Consider the following 17361-nt stretch of genomic DNA (forward strand, 5'->3'; position numbering starts at 1 on the left):
CGTACATGTGCAGGTCCGGGCGCTACTCTGACGATTCACCCGTACGGACGCAGTGCCGTGCGCCCCCCTGCCCGCACGGCCTGGGGAAGCTTCATGCCAGCAGCGAGTGAAAGGCGGTACGCACGATGAGCGAGCACACCGAAGGCACCTCCCCCGACGCCCCCGACGAGGACGTCATCGAACTGGCCACCAAGATCTTCGATCTCGCCCGTCAGGGTGAGACCGCGCAGCTCACCGCCTACCTCGAAGCCGGCGTCCCGGCGAACCTCACCAACGACCGCGGCGACACCCTCGTCATGCTCGCCGCCTACCACGGCCACGCCGAGACCGTCGCGGCCCTGCTGGCCCGCGGCGCCGAGGCCGACCGGGCCAACGACCGCGGCCAGACCCCGCTCGCCGGCGCCGTCTTCAAGGGCCAGGAGGCGGTCATCCGCGCGCTGCTCGCCGGCGGGGCCGACCCGAACGCCGGAACCCCCTCCGCCGTGGACACGGCGCGCATGTTCGCCAAGGCCGACCTGCTGGAACTCTTCGGAGCGAAGTAGTCCGCTTTTTGCCGGGCCGTGGCCGGTGTGGATCTCACAGGTTGATCACGGCAGCCGTAAATGTGGTCGCGGCGCACAAACCGGCTGGGTCATCATGGCGTCGGATTCGATTCGCGAGCACGGGGGACGGGCAGGACGGCATGACGCGAAGGGTGTCCCGGCCGGGTCCGGCCGCCATGGTCACGAAGTACCGACGAGAGTGAGAAGGCAATGGTCTACATCGAGCGGAACAAGACGGCGAACGCCCTCACATGCTGTTACGCGGCTCTGTGAATCACGATTCCCGGTTGCGTCCCCAGCTTGATTTGAGGCCATTCCCATGTTCGAACCAGTCATAGCGCCGAGCGGTACCCTGCTCGGGCTCCTCCAGCGCGGCCGCGGCGACGGCACGCTGCACGCACTCGCGGCTCCCAGGGGCGAGGCCCTCGCGGCCCTCAACCAGTGCGTGCTCCGCGATCCGCGACAGGACTGGCAGGTCGAGAACCGCTCGCTGTACTACGCCAGGCTCTACCTGGATCTCGACGGCCCCCTCGCCGAGATCGAGAGCCACCTCTTCAGCGCCGACGACCTCGTCGACGACGAGGACCACAGGACCGGCCTCGCCCTGTCCGTGCTGGGGCACCTTGCCTCGTACGGCCGTGACGACGCGCTCATGCTGCTGCGCCGCTACGCCGCCTCCGGGGCGAACTGGGCCTGGGCCCTCGACGAGCTCGCCCTGCGCGACGACGACGAGGGACTGCGCTCCCTCGGGGCTTCCGTCCTCGCCCGCTTCCCCGCCACGGCGGAGGGTGAGGCGCGGCTGGCCGCCGCCGTCCGCGACGCCTACGAGCCCAGGCCGTGGTGCCTGTGGGAGGCGTCGCCGTCGTACGGGGCCCGCTTGCGCGCCGCCCGTCAGCAGGGCTCCTTCGACCGCTGGCAGCGCCAGATGACCCCGAGAGGCCCCCGGCCGGGCTGGGGCGTCCAGGCGGTCTTCGAATGGGCCGCCGACGGCCTGCGCCGCGGCACACCGCTGCACGTGCCCGCGGCCCGCTGCCTGGCCGCCGTGGCCCAGCCCGAGGACCGGCCCGCCGTCTTCGCGGCCGCCGCCGGCCACCAAGGCGAGGCCGCCCGCGCCACCGCCCTGCACCACCTGGTCCTCGCCGAGCCGGAGAACCCGGCCGTACTGGACCTCATCGAAGCCGCCGCGGACGAGCCGGCCGTGGCCGCCTACGAGCGCATGTGCGGCCCCGAGGCCGTCGAACGGGCCCGGCGCTGGGTCCACCGCCCCGACGCCCTCGGAGCAGCCGCAGCGGCCGTCCTGGCCGCCCGGGGCGAAGCCGAGGACGCCGGACTCGTCCTGGGGGCGCTCCGCTCCACCGTCCGGGGCTCGGGCCCCGACACCCAGAGGCTCTTCGCCCTGGTGGACGGCGCCGGCCGGCTCGCGATCGGCTGCGCGGCCCCCGTGCTGCGCCACATCTACCGCGAGACCGCCTCCTCGCACCTGCGCGGCCGCGCCGCCCAGGCCCTGGCCAGCACGGACCCCACCTTCGCGGCGGGCTTCGCCGTCGAATGCCTGTGGGACTGCGAGGAGACCACCCGCGAGGTGGCCGCCCGTTACGCCGCGACCGCCGACGTGCGCGTCGCGCCCCGCCTGCGGCGCCTGGCGGCGGACCCGGCGGAGGAGGAGGACGTCCAGTCCGCCGTGCGGGACCGGATCGCTCCGGAATCCGCCGTGTAGGGCCACCGCCCCCGTGCCGCCCGTGAGCACAGCGCGCCCCCGGTCCGAGACGGACCGGGGGCGCGCTGTCGTGTACCGGGCTACGGCTTGCGCGGAGCGCTCGGCGAGGGGCTCGGCTGCCCGGTCCCGCCCGAGCGGCCCTCCTCCGACCCCCGCAGCTCGTCCTCGAGCACCGCCTCTTCCTCGGGGCTCCTGGTCCGCCGGGGCGCCTTGGCGGGATCCGCGTAGACCGGGACGCAGGACGGCAGCTTCGAGGATTCGACGGCGGCGAGGCCGATCGGGTGCGTGTCCGAGGCGTCCATCGGCGTGCTCAGCGCCAGCGTGTGGCCGGGCGGCACCGTTTCCGGAGTGATCATCCTCTGCGCGCTGGAGTCCCTGGCTCCGGCGAACTCGCGGCCGCCCTCCCCGGGCGTGAGTCCCTGCGGGCACGCGACGGTCGAAGGACACTGCTCAGACGGCCTGCGCGGCCCGACCGCCACCGTGATCCCCAGCTCCCACAGCTCGCGGACCGTTCCGTCCACTCCGTACGGGTGGAAGACGTGCACCGAGATCGTGCCGTCGTCGTTGCGGGACACGGCGTAGGCGGGCGACGTGCCGCCGTCTTCGCCGAGCACCGGCAGCGCCACCATCCCCGCCACCGCACCGAGCGCGGTGGCTTGCGCACCAGGTTCCTCCCCTGTGTGCGGGGCCCCCGCGGCCCCGTTCACCCGTACTTGGCACCCGGCGCCCGGAACGCTTCATCGGCTCCGGACGAACCGCACCGCGACCCCCGGCCGGGCCTGCGCCGCCGCGTCCAGGGCCGGGCCCGGCGGGACCACGCCCACCACCGGGTAGCCGCCCGTCACCGGATGGTCGGCCAGGAACACCACCGGCAGACCGTTCGGCGGGACCTGCACCGCCCCCAGAACCATCCCCTCGCTCGGCAGCTCGCCGGCCCGCGCCCGGACCAGGGGGGAACCGGCCTCCGTGCGCAGCCCGATCCGGTTGGACATCGCCGACACCCGGAACACCGCCCGCCACAGCCCGGCGACCGAGGCGTCGGTGAACCAGTCGGCCCGGGGCCCCAGCCGGAGCGGGAGCAGGAGCTCAGCAGGGGCCCCGGGCAGCCCGCAGGCGTCCGCGCCGGCCGCCGGGAACGGGCCCGCCGAGCCCACCGGCAGCACGGTCCCCGCCGTCAGCACGGGCGGGCCCAGACCCGACAGCAGGTCCGTCGAGCGACTGCCCAGGACCGGCGCGACGGCCAGCCCGCCCCGCACCGCGACGTAGCTGCGCAGCCCGGACTCCGCCCGGCCCACCTCCAGCTCCGCCCCCGCCGACAGCCGCACCGGCGCCCCCCAGGCCACCGGGCGCCCGGAGACCCGTACGGAACACGGAGCGCCCGTGACCGCCACCGTCGTCGCGGCGAGGGCCCGCAGGGCGACCCCGTCCAGGGTGGTCTCCAGCGCGGCCGCGTCCGGCGGGTTGCCGAGCAGCCGGTTGGCCAGCGCGTGCGCCGCCGTGTCCAGCGCCCCGGAGCGGGGTACGCCCAAGTGCGCGTACCCGGGGCGGCCCCGGTCCTGGACCGTGGTCAGCGCACCCGGCCGGATCACCAGCAGCCCGCTCATCCGGCCGCCTCCGCGAACCGCACCCGTACCCCCGGCGCGAAGAGGGCCGCCGGCTCCCGCTCCGGGTCCCAGAGCACCGCCTCCGTGGAGCCGATCAGCTGCCAGCCGCCGGGGGAGGAGCGCGGGTACACCCCCGCGTACTCGCCGGCCAGCGCCAGCGAGCCCGCGGGGACGGACGGTCGGGGCGTGTCCCTGCGGGGCAGGTGGAACCGTTCCGGCAGACCCGTCAGATAGCCGAAGCCCGGGGCGAAGCCGCAGAAGGCCACCCGGAACTCGGCGGCGCCGACGATGCCCGACACCTCCCCGGGCGCGACCCCCCACAGCCGCGCCACCTCCGCCAGGTCCGGCCCGTCGTACCGCACCTCCACGGTGACCAGCGGGCCCTGCGAGGGCGCGAGCGGCGGCACCTCCCACCGCGCGATCCGGGCGCCGAGCGCGGCCGGATCCCGTACGCCGTCCAGCAGCACGGTCCGCGCCGCGGGCACCAGATCCCGTACGGGGCCCAGCTCGCCCGCGTCCCTGCGGCGCAGCAACTCGGCGTGGAGCGCGGCGACCTCCGCCGCCGAATCCAGCTCGATCAGCAGGGCCCCGGCGCCCACCACCAGGCTCCTCACGCGAAGGCCTCCACCCGCACCCCGGCCGCGCCGAGCGCCTCCCGGACCCGGCGGGCCAGCCCGGAGGCCCCCGGGGTGTCCCCGTGCAGGCACAGCGAGCGCGCGGCCACGGGCACCGAGGAGCCGTCGGCGGCACGCACCGACCCCTCGGCCGCCATCCGCACGGCCCGCTCCACCACCGCGTCCGGATCGTGGAGCACCGCTCCCGGCTCGCCGCGCGGCACCAGCGTCCCGGCGGGCGTGTACGCGCGGTCGGCGAAGGCCTCGGCCACGGGCGCCAGCCCGGCCTCCGCCGCGGCGTCCAGCAGCAGCGACCCGGGCAGCCCCAGCACGGGCAGACCTCCGGTGGCCCCGGCCCCGGCCACGAGCCGGACCCCGGCGACCACGGCGGCCGCCTGGTCGGCGTCGTGCACGGTGCGGTTGTAGAGCGCACCGTGCGGTTTCACGTACGACACCCGGGAACCGGCCGCCCGGGCGAACACCTCCAGCGCCCCGATCTGGTAGGCCACCTCGTCGGCGAGCTCGCCGGGCGGCACGTCCATGGAGCGCCTGCCGAAGCCCGCCAGGTCGCGGTAGGAGACCTGGGCGCCGATCCGTACGCCCCGGGCCGCGGCCAGCTCGCAGACCCGGCGCATGATGGACGGGTCCCCGGCGTGGAAGCCGCAGGCGACGTTGGCGCTCGTCACGACGGACAGCAGGGCCTCGTCGTCGGTGAGCGTCCAGCGCCCGAAACCCTCGCCGAGATCGGCGTTGAGGTCGATCACGGCAGCGGATGCGATCATGGAAGCCATGCGCCGAGGGTAGAGCAGGCCGCGCGGCGGGCGGACCCGGACGATCCGAACGGGCAGAACGATCAGAACGATCCGGCCGAACCCCCGCGTTTGGGATGTTGTCAGGGTCAGCGCCTAGTCTTTGTCCGTGACTCTCCCAGCCCCGGCGAAGACCCTTCCGTCCCCGGCGCCGGGCCCGGCCGCCGACGAGGGCCTGGCCCGGCGGCTGCGCGCCCTCGCCTGCACCGCCCCCCTCCACGACCTCGACGTGCGCAAGGCCAATCTGGCCGGCGAGTACGGGGTCTACGCCATGGCCGAGGTGGCGCTCTCCGCGATCGACCTGGTCACGCTGAACATGGACTTCGACACGGGCGCCGACCACGAGCAGATAGTGGCCCGCCTGCTGCCGCGCGTCGCCGCCCAGGCCCCGGCCCGCCCGGCGGCCGAGCACGAGCGGGTGGCCCGCTGGGTGCTGGAGAACCTGATCAACGTCGGCAGCGTCGACCGGGGCTTCCGCGCGATCTACGGAACCTTCGGCGCGGACGGCGTCTACGTGCGCCGCGACTACGACTTCAAGCTGATCGAAGAAGTCCCCGGCCACGGCGGCGCGGTCTACCTGCGCACGACCGACGAGGCGGTCAACGTACTCGTCGGCGCCCTCGACACCGATGTCACCAGCGCGCAGATCGCCGCCGAGGTGAAGCTGGAGGTGCTGATCAGCCGGGGCCGGCTCGCCGACGCCCAACTCGCCGCCGAGCAGGCCCGCTACCGCACCGTGCAGTACGCCGAGACCCTGCGCCGCACCCTGGACGCCACGCGGCGCAACGTCCGGGCGGTGGACTGGCTCCAGTCCGTGCCCGACATGATCGAGGAGGCCCTCGACCACGTCGCCGACCGCTACCGCCACGAGAACGCGATCCTGACCAACATCCGCAAGGCGCGCGACGAGGCGGAGGAACCCGACAACAAGCGGCGCGCCGCCGAACTCGTCGACATCGTCAAGGACTGCATCCGCCGCCACACCCAACTCCAGTCCCGGCTGCTGGACGCCGGCCCGCTCTTCCGCGCCGAGCAGGACCGCCAGGCCTTCGCCGCGCCCGCCCCGCGCTCCGGCATCGACCTGTACGGGCAGCTCGTCGCCCCGATCCTGCCGCTGCCGGTGGCCGGGGCACGCCGGGTCACCGACGCCTTCTTCGCCTCGGGGGCCGGCCTGCGCACCCCCGTGTCGGTACGGGTCGCCGACCTCGTCGAGATCCTGCTGACCCCGCCGGTCGAGCGGGAGCACCTGGGCGTGGAGATGCCCGAGCCCGACCTGATCGCCACCCCGGACGACAGCCGCTTCAGCGAGGAGCAGCTCGCCGCGGCGACGCGGCTCCTGGACCTCCCGCACGACGCGCCGCGCCGGCTGTCCGGCCTGCTGGCGGAGGCCCGCCGCAGCGACCCGGACCTGCCGTACCTGGTGGCGCTGCTGGCCGTCCACGCGGCGAGCCCGGCCGTCGGCACGGCCTACCGCCAGGGCGAGGAGCGGCTGCTCTTCGCCGTCGACGACGGCACCCAGCTCGACGACCCGGAATTCGGCGGCGCCGACCTCATCGTGGGCACGGCCCTGCTGGACGCCGCCGGCATGGCCGCCGACCGCACGGAGGCGGCGTGACCCCGGCCTCCCGGCGGGCACCGGAAACGAACGCCCCGCACCCCACGGCCGCCGGGGGCGCCCTGGCCGCCACTGTTGGCGACCCGGCCGCAGCCCTGCTCGGCCTTGAACCCGGGGCCGCGCCGGGGGCCGTGCCCGGGCTTGCGCCCCGAGCCCCCCTCGCGCTCCGAGCCGAGCTGCCCGGCCGCCCGCGTGCCGCGCACGCACCGTACCGCCAGGCCCTTGCGGCTGCCGCCGCACAGGGGCCGGCCCGGCCGGGGGCGCGGGGGCTCGCCCCCGCTCTCTGGAAGGGGCGGGGTGGGGGACAGGATCCGCCTGCCGCCGCGCGCCCCGTCGGCCCGCACGCGCGGACCCGTACGGCACCGTTCACCGGCCCGGAGCCCGAACGGCGGCCCGCCGCACCCGCCATGACCCGCACCACCATCACCACCCGCACCACCCGTACCGCCGAGGAGACGTACCAGTGAGCGACCACCACGCCGAGCCCACCGCGTGGAGCGAGCGTCACACCGCGTGGAGCGAGCCCGACGCGCCGTCGGCTCCCGTCGCGCCCACGCCCGCCCCGGCGGGGGCCGTCACCCCGGCCGACGCCGCCGACGCGGCCCGCCTCGTCGCCTTCGGGCTGCAGCCCAAGCTGCTGCCCGCCCGCGACGCCGAATACGCCGAACTGCTGCGCCGCTACCGCGAGGACACCGCCTTCGGCCGCCTCGCCGACGCCGTCGCCACCGGCCTGGGCCTCGTCGTCCTGGAGGTGTCCACCCGCGCCGGCATGGCGGTCGCCGCGGGCGAGGACTCCGTCTTCGCCGTCCGCATGGGCGACTACGCCCGCCGCACCGCCGCCGACTCCGCCGACCGCTTCCTGCACGGCCTAGCCCACCTCGCCGTCGCAGCCCTCGCCTTCCCGCGCCCCGAGGACCTCGCCGACGACGCCTACATCGGCCGCATCACCGTCAACGGGGTAGACTCCTTCGTCCGGCAGACCTGCCGACGCCTCGAGGAGCGCGCCGAGGAACTCGGCGAGAACACCGACCCGGCCTCCGACGCCCCCGGCCTGGAGGCCGCCTGGCGCGTCTACGCCCGCCGCAGCGCGACCGGCGCCACCAAGGACGCCCGCCGCCTCGCCGGCTCCACCACCGGCATCGTCGGCAAGGCCGCGGCCTTCCTCACCGACTCCGGCTTCCTCCAGCGCACCGGCGACGAGGCCGGCGGCACCTACCGCACCACCCCCCGCTACCAGCTCCAGGTCCGCGACATGGCGGGCAGCGCGGCCATGGCCGAGCTCCTGGAACTCGGCGTGGTCCCCGTCGGCGACGGCTCCGCCACCCTCCTGCCGCCGCCCGAGGGCGACGACCTGGACCTGGCGGCCGACGCCGGCCTGCCGTTCCACGCCTGAGCCACCCGCCCCTTACGTACTGAGACCCACCAAGAAACAACGAGAGTCCGCCGCCATGTACGAGCTGTCCCGGATCCGCCTCTACTCCATCGGGCCCGCCGGCGCACGCTACGCCGACACCGTGCTCGACCTGCGCGGAGTCGGCGAGCCGGTGCCCCACCCGGCGCCGATGCAGGCGGAGTTCTTCGAGGACGAGCCCACCGGCCCGCCGCGCCGCCCCGCGCCCGCCGGCGTGCTGTTTTTGGAGAACGGCGGCGGCAAGTCGGTCCTGCTCAAGCTGATCTTCTCGGTGATGCTCCCCGGCCACCGCAACACCCTCGGCGGCGCCAGCTCCGGCGTACTGCGCAAGTTCCTCCTCGCCGACGACTGCGGCCACGTCGCCCTGGAGTGGCAGCACACCCAGACCGGCGAATGCGTGGTCGTCGGCAAGGTCAGCGAATGGCGCGGCCGCCAGGTCTCCAACGACCCCCGCAAGTTCGCCGAGGCCTGGTACTCCTTCCGCCCCGGCCCCGGCCTCAGCCTCGACAACCTGCCCGTCGCCGAGGCCACCGCCGTACGCCCGCCCGTCGAAGGCGCCTCCGGCGCCCAGGGGCGGCGCCGCACCATGAAGGGCTTCCGCGACGCCCTCACCGAGGCCGGCAAGGCGTACCCGCACCTGGAGGTCTCCTGGGAGGAGATCCACGACCGCTGGAACGAGCACCTCACCGAGCTCGGCCTCGACCCCGAACTCTTCCGCTACCAGCGCGAGATGAACGCCGACGAGGGCGAGGCCGCCGGCCTCTTCGCGGTCAAGAAGGACTCCGACTTCACCGACCTGCTGCTGCGGGCCGTCACCGACACCCGTGACACCGACGGCCTCGCCGACCTCGTCCACGGCTTCGGCAACAAGCTGGGCCGCCGCGCCGAACTGATGGCGGAACGGGACTTCACCGCGGGCTCGGTGGACCTCCTCACCCGCATCGTCGAGGCCGCCGAGACCCGCACCCGGCTGCGCGACGTCCACGCCGGTGCCGAACGCCGTACGCGCACCCTCGCGCGGCGGCTCTCCGCCCGCGCCGCCGAGGAACGCGGCCGGGCCGCCGAACTCGCCCAGCGGGTCACCGGCGCCGCCCACGAGGTCACCGCCGCCGAGTCCGCCCGCGCCCGCAGCGCCGCGGTCTCCGCCGAACTCGCCTACCGGCACGCCTCGCTGGCCCTCACCGTCGCCGACAAGGCCGCCACCGCCCAGCGCCGCGAACTCCTCGAAGCCCGTACGCTGCACTCCGCGTGGCAGGCCGCCGAGAGCGTGCTGCGCCACCGTGCCGCCGCCGACCGCTCCGCCCGGGTCGCCGCCGCGATCCTGGAGGCCGAGCGGGACGCGGCCCCCGCGCTGGCCGCCCGCGCGACCGCCGCCGCCGAGCTGGTACGGGCCCTGCACACCGCCGCCGAACAGGGCGAGCAGGCCGCGAACGAGGAAGAGGAGCGTTCCGCCGAGCTCCAGGCCGTAGGCGAGGCCGCCCACCGCGACGCCACCGCCGCCGCCACCGCCGCGCAGCGCGCCCGCAGCGAGGCCGAGCACCTCCGCTCGCGGCTCCGCGAGGTCGAGCAGGAGACCGCCGAGGCCGTCCGCGCCGGCTGGCTCGACGACTCCGCCCCCGACGCCGACCCGGCCCGCGCCGCCCTCGCCGCGGCCGACGCCGAGAAGACCGCCGTGGCCGCCTGGGACGAGTCCCGCGAGGCCGCCCGCGCCGCCGGCGAAGCCGCCCGGGAGGCCGCCGCCGCGGAATCCCGTGCCGAACTCACCGCCGCCCGCGCGGCGGACGCCGCCGACGCGGCCGAGGCCGCCCACACCGCCGAGCAGCGCACCGCGGCCTCCCTCGCCGAATCCCCCCGCCTGGCGGCCCTCCTGGGCCTCCCGTCGGTACCGGACGCTCCCGGCGAGGCCGCCCACGACTCCACCGGCCCGCAGGCCGCCGCGCCGGGCTCGCCCGGCGCCGCAGGCCCGAACGGCACCGCCGCGGACGCGGCCCAGCCCGACCCCGCCACCGCCGGACGGCTGTCGGCCGAAGACCTCGACCGGAACGCGGCCGACCTCCACCGCCTGCTGACCGACGGAGTCGCCTCGGCCGAACGCCACCTGTTCGAGCTGCGCACCGCGGCCGCCGACGACGCCCGCATCCTCGGCGCCCTCGGCGACGGAGGCCTGCTGCCGCCCGGCCCCGACGTCCTCGCCACCGTCGAGTACCTCGGCGAGCACGGCATCCCCGCGCTCCCCGGCTGGCGCTACCTCGCCCAGTCCGTGGACCCGGCCGACCACGCCGCCGTCCTCGCGGCCCGTCCCGAACTCGTCGACGGCGTCGTCATCACCGACCCCGACACCCACAGCCGCGCCCGCGAGGTCCTCTCCGCCGCCGCCCTGCTGCCCCGCTCCACCGTCGCGGTCGGCACCGCCGCCGCACTGCTGGCCCCCGTGCCCCCCGCCGGGGACTCCGACGCGGCTGTCTTCCTCGTACCGCCGAACCCGGCCATGCACGACGAACACGCCGCCGACGAGGAGCGCCAGGCGCTGCGCACCCGCGCCACCGCCCGCGACACCGAGATCCGCGACCTGGCCGCCCGCCTCGGCGGGGACCGCGAGCTCGCCGCCCGCCTCGCATCCTGGCGGGGCGGCTGCCCGCCCGGCCGGCTCGCCGAGCTGGCGCAGCAGGCCGAGGCCGCCCGGGCGTTCGCGGAGGAGGCCGACGCCGAGCTCGCGGAGGCCCGTACCGTACGCGCCGAGGCCGACGAGGCCGCCGCCGACGCCGCCCGCGTCCGCGACGAGCGCCAGGACACCGCCCAGCGCGCCCGCCGCGCCGCCGACGCCCTCGCGGGCCTCGCGTTCCGCCTGCGCGAGCGCGCCGGCTGGCAGGCCCGGCTCCGTGAACTCGCCGACGAATCCGCCGAGTCCGAAGCCCGCGCCGAGGTCTGCCTGGACCGCGCCCGCGCCGCTGACGAGGACCGCCGCGCCGCCCAGCGCGCCGCCGACGACGCCCGCCGCACCGCCCGCGCCCTGCGCGCGGAACGCGCCGAGATCGCAGGCGCCCCCGACCCCCTCCCCGAGGACGACGGCAGTCGCAAGGCCCCCCTCCCCGACCTCCGCGAGGCCTACCGCGCCGCCTCGCAGCTCTACGAGAAGGTGGGCGTCGGCGCCGACCTGCGCGCCGAACAGGCCCGCGCCGAGAGCGACGAGAGCGCCGCCCTCGCCGAGCTCGACCGCCTCACCAACAAGGTCCGCACCCGCGCCGCCCAGCTCCTCGAAGGCACCGACGGCGCCGACGGCCCCTCCCGGCAGGCAGCGGCGGCCCGCGCCGAGGCCCTCGTACAGATGCTGGAGTCCCGGGCGTCCGCCGCCAGCGAGCAGCTGGGTCGACTGCGCGGCGAGGCCGAACGGCACGCCCCGGCCGACGGCGAGGCGCACACCGACCTCCCGGACGAACTCGTCCCCGAGGACGTCGAACAGGCGCAGGCCCTGCTGCGTACCGCCACCGCTCAGCACGCCGCCCACAGCGCGGCCGTGGAGGCCGCCCGGGCCGCCCACGCGGACCTGCTGCGCGCCCACCGCACCGCCGAGGACGGCGCCGGAGGCTTCGACGAGACCGCCGCCCTCCTGCGGGACCTGCTGCGCGACCACGCCCACCAGGAGGACGAGCAGGAACCCGCCCCGCACCCCGGCACCCTGGAGGAGGCCCGCCAGTCGGCCGCCGAAGCCCGCCGCTCCCTGCGAGGCTGCGCGGCCGACCTCTCGGCCGCCGAGGCCGCGGTGCGCGAGGCGAGCGACATCCTGGTCCGGCACGCCAACGCCACCCGCTACGAGCAGGTACGCACTCCCGCGCGCCAGCAGATCCGCGAACTGCCCGCCTCCGCGCTGCCCGAGCACGCGGCGGCCTGGGCCGCGGCGTTCGCGCCCCGGCTCCGCGTCCTGACGGACGAGCTGGCGCAGCTGGAACGCAACCGCGACAGCATCGTCGACCGCCTGCGCGGGCTCGTCGAATCCGCCCTGGCCACCCTCCGCTCCGCCCAGCGCCTGTCCCAGCTTCCCGAGGGCCTCGGGGAATGGTCAGGCCAGGAGTTCCTGCGGATCCGCTTCGAGGAGCCCGACCAGGCCACGCTCACCGAGCGGCTCGGCGAGGTGATCGACGAGGCGACCCGCTCGGCGCTGAAGAAGAACAGCACCGCCTCCTTCGGCGAAGGCCGCCGTGACGGGATGTCCCTGCTGCTGCGGGGTGTCCAGGCGGCCCTGGAACCCAAGGGCATCTCCGTGGAGATCCTCAAGCCGGACGCGGTCCTGCGGGCCGAACGCGTCCCCGTCGGCCAGATGGGCGACGTCTTCTCCGGCGGGCAGCTGCTCACCGCGGCGATCGCGCTCTACTGCACCATGGCGGCGCTGCGCAGCAACGACCGTGGCCGTGACAAGCACCGCCACGCGGGCACGCTGTTCCTCGACAACCCGATCGGCCGCGCCAACGCCACGTACCTGCTGGAGCTCCAGCGGGCGGTCTCCGACGCCCTCGGCGTCCAGCTCCTCTACACCACGGGCCTGTTCGACACCACGGCCCTGGCGGAGTTCCCGCTGGTGATCCGGCTGCGCAACGACGCGGACCTGCGGGCGGGCCTGAAGTACATCAGCGTGGAGGAACACCTCCGCCCGGGCCTGCCCCAGCAGTCCCCGGAGTCGGAGCCCATCCACGGCGAGATCACGGCCACCCGGATGTTCCGCCGCACGCCTTCCTGACGCGCCGGACTCCGTCCGGCGGCCAGGCGGGCGGAAATCCAGCCCCTCCGGCGTTTGAGGAGCGGGGTCCGGGGCGGAGCCCCGGGGAACGGAGGAAGGGCGGGGCGGGGAGAAGGCCCGCGCAGCGGCACCCGCACCCGCCGCACCCGCACCCACCGCACCCGCACCCACCGCACCCGCACCCACCGCACCCGCACCCGTCCGGCGCACCCGCACCCGCCCCGGCGCCCGCCAATCGGCCCGCGCAGCGGCGGAGCACGCCCGAGCCCGCGGCGGCGACCCCGGCCAGGAGGAGGCCCTACCGCCGGGCGGGCGACGCCAGCGGCCCGCCCTCGCGGGGTATTCGGCCCCGCCCACCCGGCTCGGCCGCGCCGCCGCCCCGCCGGGTGCGGACCGTGCTGCTCGGTACCGAGAGGACCCCGTGGCGCTGTATCCACGCCTGCCGGGTGATCCATACGTCCAGCACGCCCCACGTGGCCACGATCGTCCCGGCGACCGCGCAGAGCGCCATGGGGAGGGCCGGCCAGGAGCCGGCCAGCGTGAGGTAGAAGGCGATCGTGGCCAGGGTCAGCGTCACCGCCACGATCAGCACCGCCCGCACCGCAGACGCCCGCACCGGGTCGGGCATCCGGCGCCGCCGGGCGGGCTCTTCCACCCACAACCCGCGCCGCACCACATCGGCCCCGGCCCCGGTCCCGCCCGCCCCCGCGCCGTCGCCCTCGTATCCGTTCACGGTCCGCTCACTCCCCACCCCGCGGCAGGCGTCGTCCGTCGTCCACACCGCCATGCCTACCCACCCCACGTACCCCACCTACCCAGACAGACGTCCGGCGCGGTCCGGAGATTCCCGAATCCCGGACGCATCCACCCGCCCCGAAGATCGCGGAACGAATAATTCCAGCCATCCATCATGTCGCGGGAACCGAGGCCCCACCAGGTGTCATCTGCCACAAATCGGGCCGCACTTGACCGGAAGTATCGGACAACTCGTGATCTTCGTCCAGGCGTCCGGCCGAAAACGTCCGGACACGCCTTCGAAGCACCGCTTCGTCAGTAGTAGGCTCACGCCGTTTAAATGACGGAACACCGACCCCGACCAACGGGGTTGAGCTGGGGAGGCTGGGGAGGCCATGCGCTTTCGCGGGAAATCCATCCGCCGGAAGATCGTGGCGTTGCTGCTGGTACCGCTCGTCTCCCTGACTGCCCTCTGGGGCTTCGCCACGGTCATCACCGGCCGTGAAGCCGTCCAACTCCTTGACGTGGCCTACGTCATCGACAAGGTCGGCTACCCCGTCGAGGACGTCGCCCGAGTCATCCAGAAGGAACGCCGACAGACCCTCGTGCTGCTCGGTGACCCCCGGGCCGCCGGGGCGATAGCCGAGCTCACCACGAGCCGCACCGTCACCGACGCGGCCGTCGAGCGCATCAGCGCCAGCGCCCGTGACCCCAAGGTCATGGACGAGTTGAGTCCGCAGAGCGCCCGGCAGCTGCACAGCATCGTCGAGGCCTTCCACAGCATCGGCTCCATGCGCCGTTCCGTGGACCAGAATTCGGTGGACCCCACGCAGGCACTCGAGCTCTACAACCGGCTCATCGACCCCTGCTACGACTTCCTGATGAACCTTCACGGTCTCGACAACGTGGAGGTCGACAAGGAGGGCCGCGCGCTCGTCGGCATCAGCCGCGCCCGCGAGCTGCTCTCCCGCGAGGACGCCGTCATGGCCTCCGCCCTCATCGCCCGCAACGTCGAAGCCACCAGCATCCGCCAGGTCTCCGACCTCGCCGCGAACCGCAAGCTGCTCTACGAGTTCAACCTCGTGACGCTGCCCGCCGAAGACCGGGAGCGGTTCGAGCGGTTCTGGTCGGGCTCCGACACCAAGGCCCTGCGCGACGCCGAGGAGCGCTTCATCACCTCCGGCGTCGGCAAGAACCCGCGCAGCGCCACCCCCGCCCAGTGGGACGAGTTCGCGGTCAAGGCCCTCGCCGACCTCGCGGCCATGGACACCGAGGCCGGTGAGCGCTACCAGCAGCGCATCAAGCCCGTCGCCATGGACGTCATGATCCAGGCGGCCGTCGCCGGTGTACTCGGCTTCATCGCGCTGATCGTGTCGCTGATCCTCTCCGTCCGCATCGGCCGCGACCTCATCCGCGACCTGTCCCGCCTGCGCAAGGAGGCCCACGAGGCCTCCGGCGTCCGGCTGCCGAGCGTCATGCGCCGCCTCGCCGCCGGCGAGCACGTGGACGTGGAGACCGAGTCGCCCCACCTGGAGTACGAGAAGGACGAGGTCGGCCAGGTCGGTCAGGCCCTCAACAGCCTCCAGCGCGCCGCCGTCGAGGCCGCCGTCAAGCAAGCGGAGCTGCGTCGCGGGGTCTCCGAGGTATTCGTCAACCTGGCGCGCCGCAACCAGGTGCTGCTGCACCGTCAGCTGACGCTCCTCGACACCATGGAGCGCCGCACCGAGGACTCCGAGGAGCTCGCCGACCTCTTCCGCCTCGACCACATGACCACCCGCATGCGCCGCCACGCCGAAGGCCTGGTGATCCTCTCCGGCGCCGCGCCCTCCCGCCAGTGGCGCAAGCCCGTCCAGCTGATGGACGTCGTACGGGCCGCCGTCGCCGAGGTCGAGGACTACGAGCGCATCGAGGTCCGTCGCCTCAGCCGCCTGGGCATCGTCGGCCCGGCCGTCGCCGACGTCACCCACCTCATCGCCGAACTCCTGGAGAACGCCACCGTGTTCTCGCCGCCGCACACCGCGGTCCAGGTACTCGGCGAACGCGTGGCCAACGGCTTCACCCTGGAGATCCACGACCGCGGCCTCGGCATGACCCCGGAGGCCCTGCTCGACGCGAACCTCCGGCTCGCCGAGACCCCCGAGTTCGAGCTCTCCGACACCGACCGCCTCGGCCTCTTCGTCGTCAGCCGCCTCGCGCAGCGCCACAGCGTCAAGGTCGTCCTCCAGCCCAGCCCGTACGGAGGCACCACCGCCGTGGTCTTCCTCCCGTCGGCCCTGCTGACCGAGGCCCCCGAGACCAACGGCACCGGCGTGCGCCTGGACGGTTCGCGCAAGGCCGCCTCCGAGCGCCCCGGCCCCGCCGCGGTCGACCGCGGGAAGACCGGCGGCCGCCAACTGGCCACCGCCGAACTGCGCGGACCGGTCGAGCTGGAGGCTCCCCTCGACCTCAACGGGGCCGACGCCCTCGACGGAGTCCTGGACGAGACCATCGCCACCGGCATAGCCGGCCTCACCGGAGTCGGCGGTCGCCCCGCGATGGCCACCCTCGACGACGAGACCCCGCCGGGCGGCACCCCCCGCAGCGCCCTCCTGGGCCTGCGCCCCGCCGACCGGCCGCACGCCGAGCGGAACGGAACCCGCCAGGGCGCCGGCCGCGACCGCGAGCCGCTCGCCCCCACCGGTCCGGTCCGGCTGGAGACCCAGCGTGCCGAAGCCGGCCCGCGCCCCGACGGCCGCCGCTCCCCGGGCGCCGTGCCGCTGCCGCGCCGCCGCCCGGCCCCGACCCTGGTCGCCGAGCACGGCCGCCGGGTGGAGCCCCGCGCCGTGTCCGGGACCGCCCAGCCCGCACAGGGAGCCGCACCCGCCACCGACGACACCCTCGTCACCGGGGGTCTGCCCCGCCGCGTCCGCCAGGCCAGCCTGGCACCGCAGCTCAAGAACACCCAGGCACGCAAGTCCGCCGACACCGCCGCCGAACCGGTTGACCACCGCGACGCGGACGACGTACGTACGCGCATGTCCGCACTCCAGCGAGGCTGGACGGCGGGCCGCAACCAGCACGCACAGCAGCAGTCCGAGACCGAGGCCGGCACCCCCGCCGCCACAGGTCCCGCGAACGAGAACGAAGGGGACGGTCGATGACCGCACCGCAGACCGGCAACGACACCAGGGGCCGCGGCTCCGGCCCGCTCAACTGGCTTCTCGACGAGCTCGTCGACCGAGTCGGCTCCATCCGCAAGGCCGTGGTCCTCTCCGGCGACGGCCTGCCCACCGGCAGCTCCAACGACCTGACCCGCGAGGACAGCGAGCACCTGGCGGCCGTGGCCTCCGGCTTCCACAGCCTCGCCAAGGGCGTCGGCCGCCACTTCGACTCGGGCAAGGTCCGCCAGACGGTGGTCGAGCTCGACGAGGCCTTCCTCTTCGTGATGGCCGCCGGCGACGGCAGCTGTCTCGCGGTCCTCGCCGACGCCGACTCCGACGTCGGGCAGGTCGCCTACGAGATGACGCTCATGGTCAAGCGAGTCGGCGACCACCTGGCGACCGCCCCGCGCACCGGGCTGCCCGCCGGAGGGTGAGTCGGACC

General features: G+C 75.2%; 13 protein-coding genes. 8 read left to right on the forward strand and 5 right to left on the reverse strand.

The genetic code is table 11. From position 1 onward, the window contains the following. Positions 1-125 precede the first annotated feature (125 nt). Positions 126-542: an ankyrin repeat domain-containing protein gene (locus ACIQ5Y_RS08130; protein WP_403876443.1), complete on the forward strand. Its 417-nt coding sequence runs from the start codon at positions 126-128 to the stop codon at positions 540-542. A 319-nt stretch (positions 543-861) separates the two neighbouring features. After that, entirely contained in the window at positions 862-2259 is a 1398-nt protein-coding gene (locus ACIQ5Y_RS08135) for a HEAT repeat domain-containing protein (protein ID WP_403876446.1), read from the forward strand. An 80-nt stretch (positions 2260-2339) separates the two neighbouring features. Here ACIQ5Y_RS08135 and ACIQ5Y_RS08140 read toward each other — a convergent pair whose 3' ends face one another. The 4 genes from ACIQ5Y_RS08140 to ACIQ5Y_RS08155 all read right to left on the reverse strand — a co-directional run bounded on the left by ACIQ5Y_RS08140 (position 2340) and on the right by ACIQ5Y_RS08155 (position 5241). Beyond that, positions 2340-2888 (reverse strand): hypothetical protein, encoded by a 549-nt coding sequence (locus ACIQ5Y_RS08140; protein WP_403876449.1) that lies wholly within the window; start codon positions 2886-2888, stop codon positions 2340-2342. Positions 2889-2996: 108 nt separating this feature from the next. After that, positions 2997-3863 (reverse strand): biotin-dependent carboxyltransferase family protein, encoded by an 867-nt coding sequence (locus ACIQ5Y_RS08145; RefSeq protein ID WP_403876452.1) that lies wholly within the window; start codon positions 3861-3863, stop codon positions 2997-2999. After that, on the reverse strand, positions 3860-4477 hold the full coding sequence (locus ACIQ5Y_RS08150; RefSeq protein ID WP_403876455.1) for an allophanate hydrolase subunit 1: 618 nt from the start codon (positions 4475-4477) through the stop codon (positions 3860-3862). Before ACIQ5Y_RS08150 ends, ACIQ5Y_RS08145 begins: the two co-directional genes overlap by 4 nt. Beyond that, positions 4474-5241 carry a LamB/YcsF family protein gene (locus ACIQ5Y_RS08155; RefSeq protein ID WP_403876567.1) on the reverse strand — a complete coding sequence of 256 codons (768 nt, stop codon included), beginning with the start codon at positions 5239-5241 and terminating at the stop codon, positions 4474-4476. Before ACIQ5Y_RS08155 ends, ACIQ5Y_RS08150 begins: the two co-directional genes overlap by 4 nt. Before the next feature lie 154 nt (positions 5242-5395). On the opposite strand from ACIQ5Y_RS08155, the gene ACIQ5Y_RS08160 reads away from it, so the two are divergent. From ACIQ5Y_RS08160 to ACIQ5Y_RS08175, 4 genes are read left to right on the forward strand one after another with little or no spacing between them, the layout of a single operon-like run. Then, complete coding sequence (locus ACIQ5Y_RS08160) at positions 5396-6901, forward strand: hypothetical protein (RefSeq protein ID WP_403876458.1); 1506 nt, start codon at positions 5396-5398, stop codon at positions 6899-6901. Next, positions 6898-7368, forward strand: a complete 471-nt coding sequence (locus tag ACIQ5Y_RS08165) for a hypothetical protein (RefSeq protein WP_403876461.1) — start codon at positions 6898-6900, stop codon at positions 7366-7368. The genes ACIQ5Y_RS08160 and ACIQ5Y_RS08165 overlap by 4 nt, the downstream gene beginning before the upstream one ends. Then, entirely contained in the window at positions 7365-8294 is a 930-nt protein-coding gene (locus ACIQ5Y_RS08170) for a hypothetical protein (RefSeq protein WP_403876464.1), read from the forward strand. The genes ACIQ5Y_RS08165 and ACIQ5Y_RS08170 overlap by 4 nt, the downstream gene beginning before the upstream one ends. Before the next feature lie 55 nt (positions 8295-8349). Next, positions 8350-13044 carry a hypothetical protein gene (locus ACIQ5Y_RS08175; RefSeq protein ID WP_403876467.1) on the forward strand — a complete coding sequence of 1565 codons (4695 nt, stop codon included), beginning with the start codon at positions 8350-8352 and terminating at the stop codon, positions 13042-13044. A 298-nt stretch (positions 13045-13342) separates the two neighbouring features. Here the strand turns inward: ACIQ5Y_RS08175 and ACIQ5Y_RS08180 are convergent, their stop codons facing one another. Beyond that, a complete protein-coding gene (locus ACIQ5Y_RS08180) occupies positions 13343-13831 on the reverse strand; it encodes a hypothetical protein (RefSeq protein ID WP_403876470.1) in 489 nt (162 codons plus the stop codon). A gap of 343 nt (positions 13832-14174) precedes the next feature. Between ACIQ5Y_RS08180 and ACIQ5Y_RS08185 the strand changes: the two genes are divergently transcribed. After that, positions 14175-16919 (forward strand): nitrate- and nitrite sensing domain-containing protein, encoded by a 2745-nt coding sequence (locus ACIQ5Y_RS08185; RefSeq protein WP_403876473.1) that lies wholly within the window; start codon positions 14175-14177, stop codon positions 16917-16919. Continuing rightward, positions 16916-17353 (forward strand): roadblock/LC7 domain-containing protein, encoded by a 438-nt coding sequence (locus ACIQ5Y_RS08190; protein ID WP_365180471.1) that lies wholly within the window; start codon positions 16916-16918, stop codon positions 17351-17353. The genes ACIQ5Y_RS08185 and ACIQ5Y_RS08190 overlap by 4 nt, the downstream gene beginning before the upstream one ends. Positions 17354-17361 lie beyond the last annotated feature (8 nt).

The sequence above is a fragment of the Streptomyces sp. NPDC096339 genome (assembly GCF_044762985.1).
Taxonomy (GTDB): Bacteria; Actinomycetota; Actinomycetes; order Streptomycetales; family Streptomycetaceae; genus Streptomyces.

Excerpts from the sequence above, each read along its gene's own strand:
- ACIQ5Y_RS08130 (WP_403876443.1), top strand. The coding sequence starts at position 126 with ATGAGCGAGCACACCGAAGGCACCTCCCCCGACGCCCCCGACGAGGAC.
- ACIQ5Y_RS08135 (WP_403876446.1), top strand. The coding sequence starts at position 862 with ATGTTCGAACCAGTCATAGCGCCGAGCGGTACCCTGCTCGGGCTCCTC.
- ACIQ5Y_RS08140 (WP_403876449.1), bottom strand. The coding sequence starts at position 2,888 with ATGGTGGCGCTGCCGGTGCTCGGCGAAGACGGCGGCACGTCGCCCGCC.
- ACIQ5Y_RS08145 (WP_403876452.1), bottom strand. The coding sequence starts at position 3,863 with ATGAGCGGGCTGCTGGTGATCCGGCCGGGTGCGCTGACCACGGTCCAG.
- ACIQ5Y_RS08175 (WP_403876467.1), top strand. The coding sequence starts at position 8,350 with ATGTACGAGCTGTCCCGGATCCGCCTCTACTCCATCGGGCCCGCCGGC.
- ACIQ5Y_RS08180 (WP_403876470.1), bottom strand. The coding sequence starts at position 13,831 with ATGGCGGTGTGGACGACGGACGACGCCTGCCGCGGGGTGGGGAGTGAG.
- ACIQ5Y_RS08185 (WP_403876473.1), top strand. The coding sequence starts at position 14,175 with ATGCGCTTTCGCGGGAAATCCATCCGCCGGAAGATCGTGGCGTTGCTG.
- ACIQ5Y_RS08190 (WP_365180471.1), top strand. The coding sequence starts at position 16,916 with ATGACCGCACCGCAGACCGGCAACGACACCAGGGGCCGCGGCTCCGGC.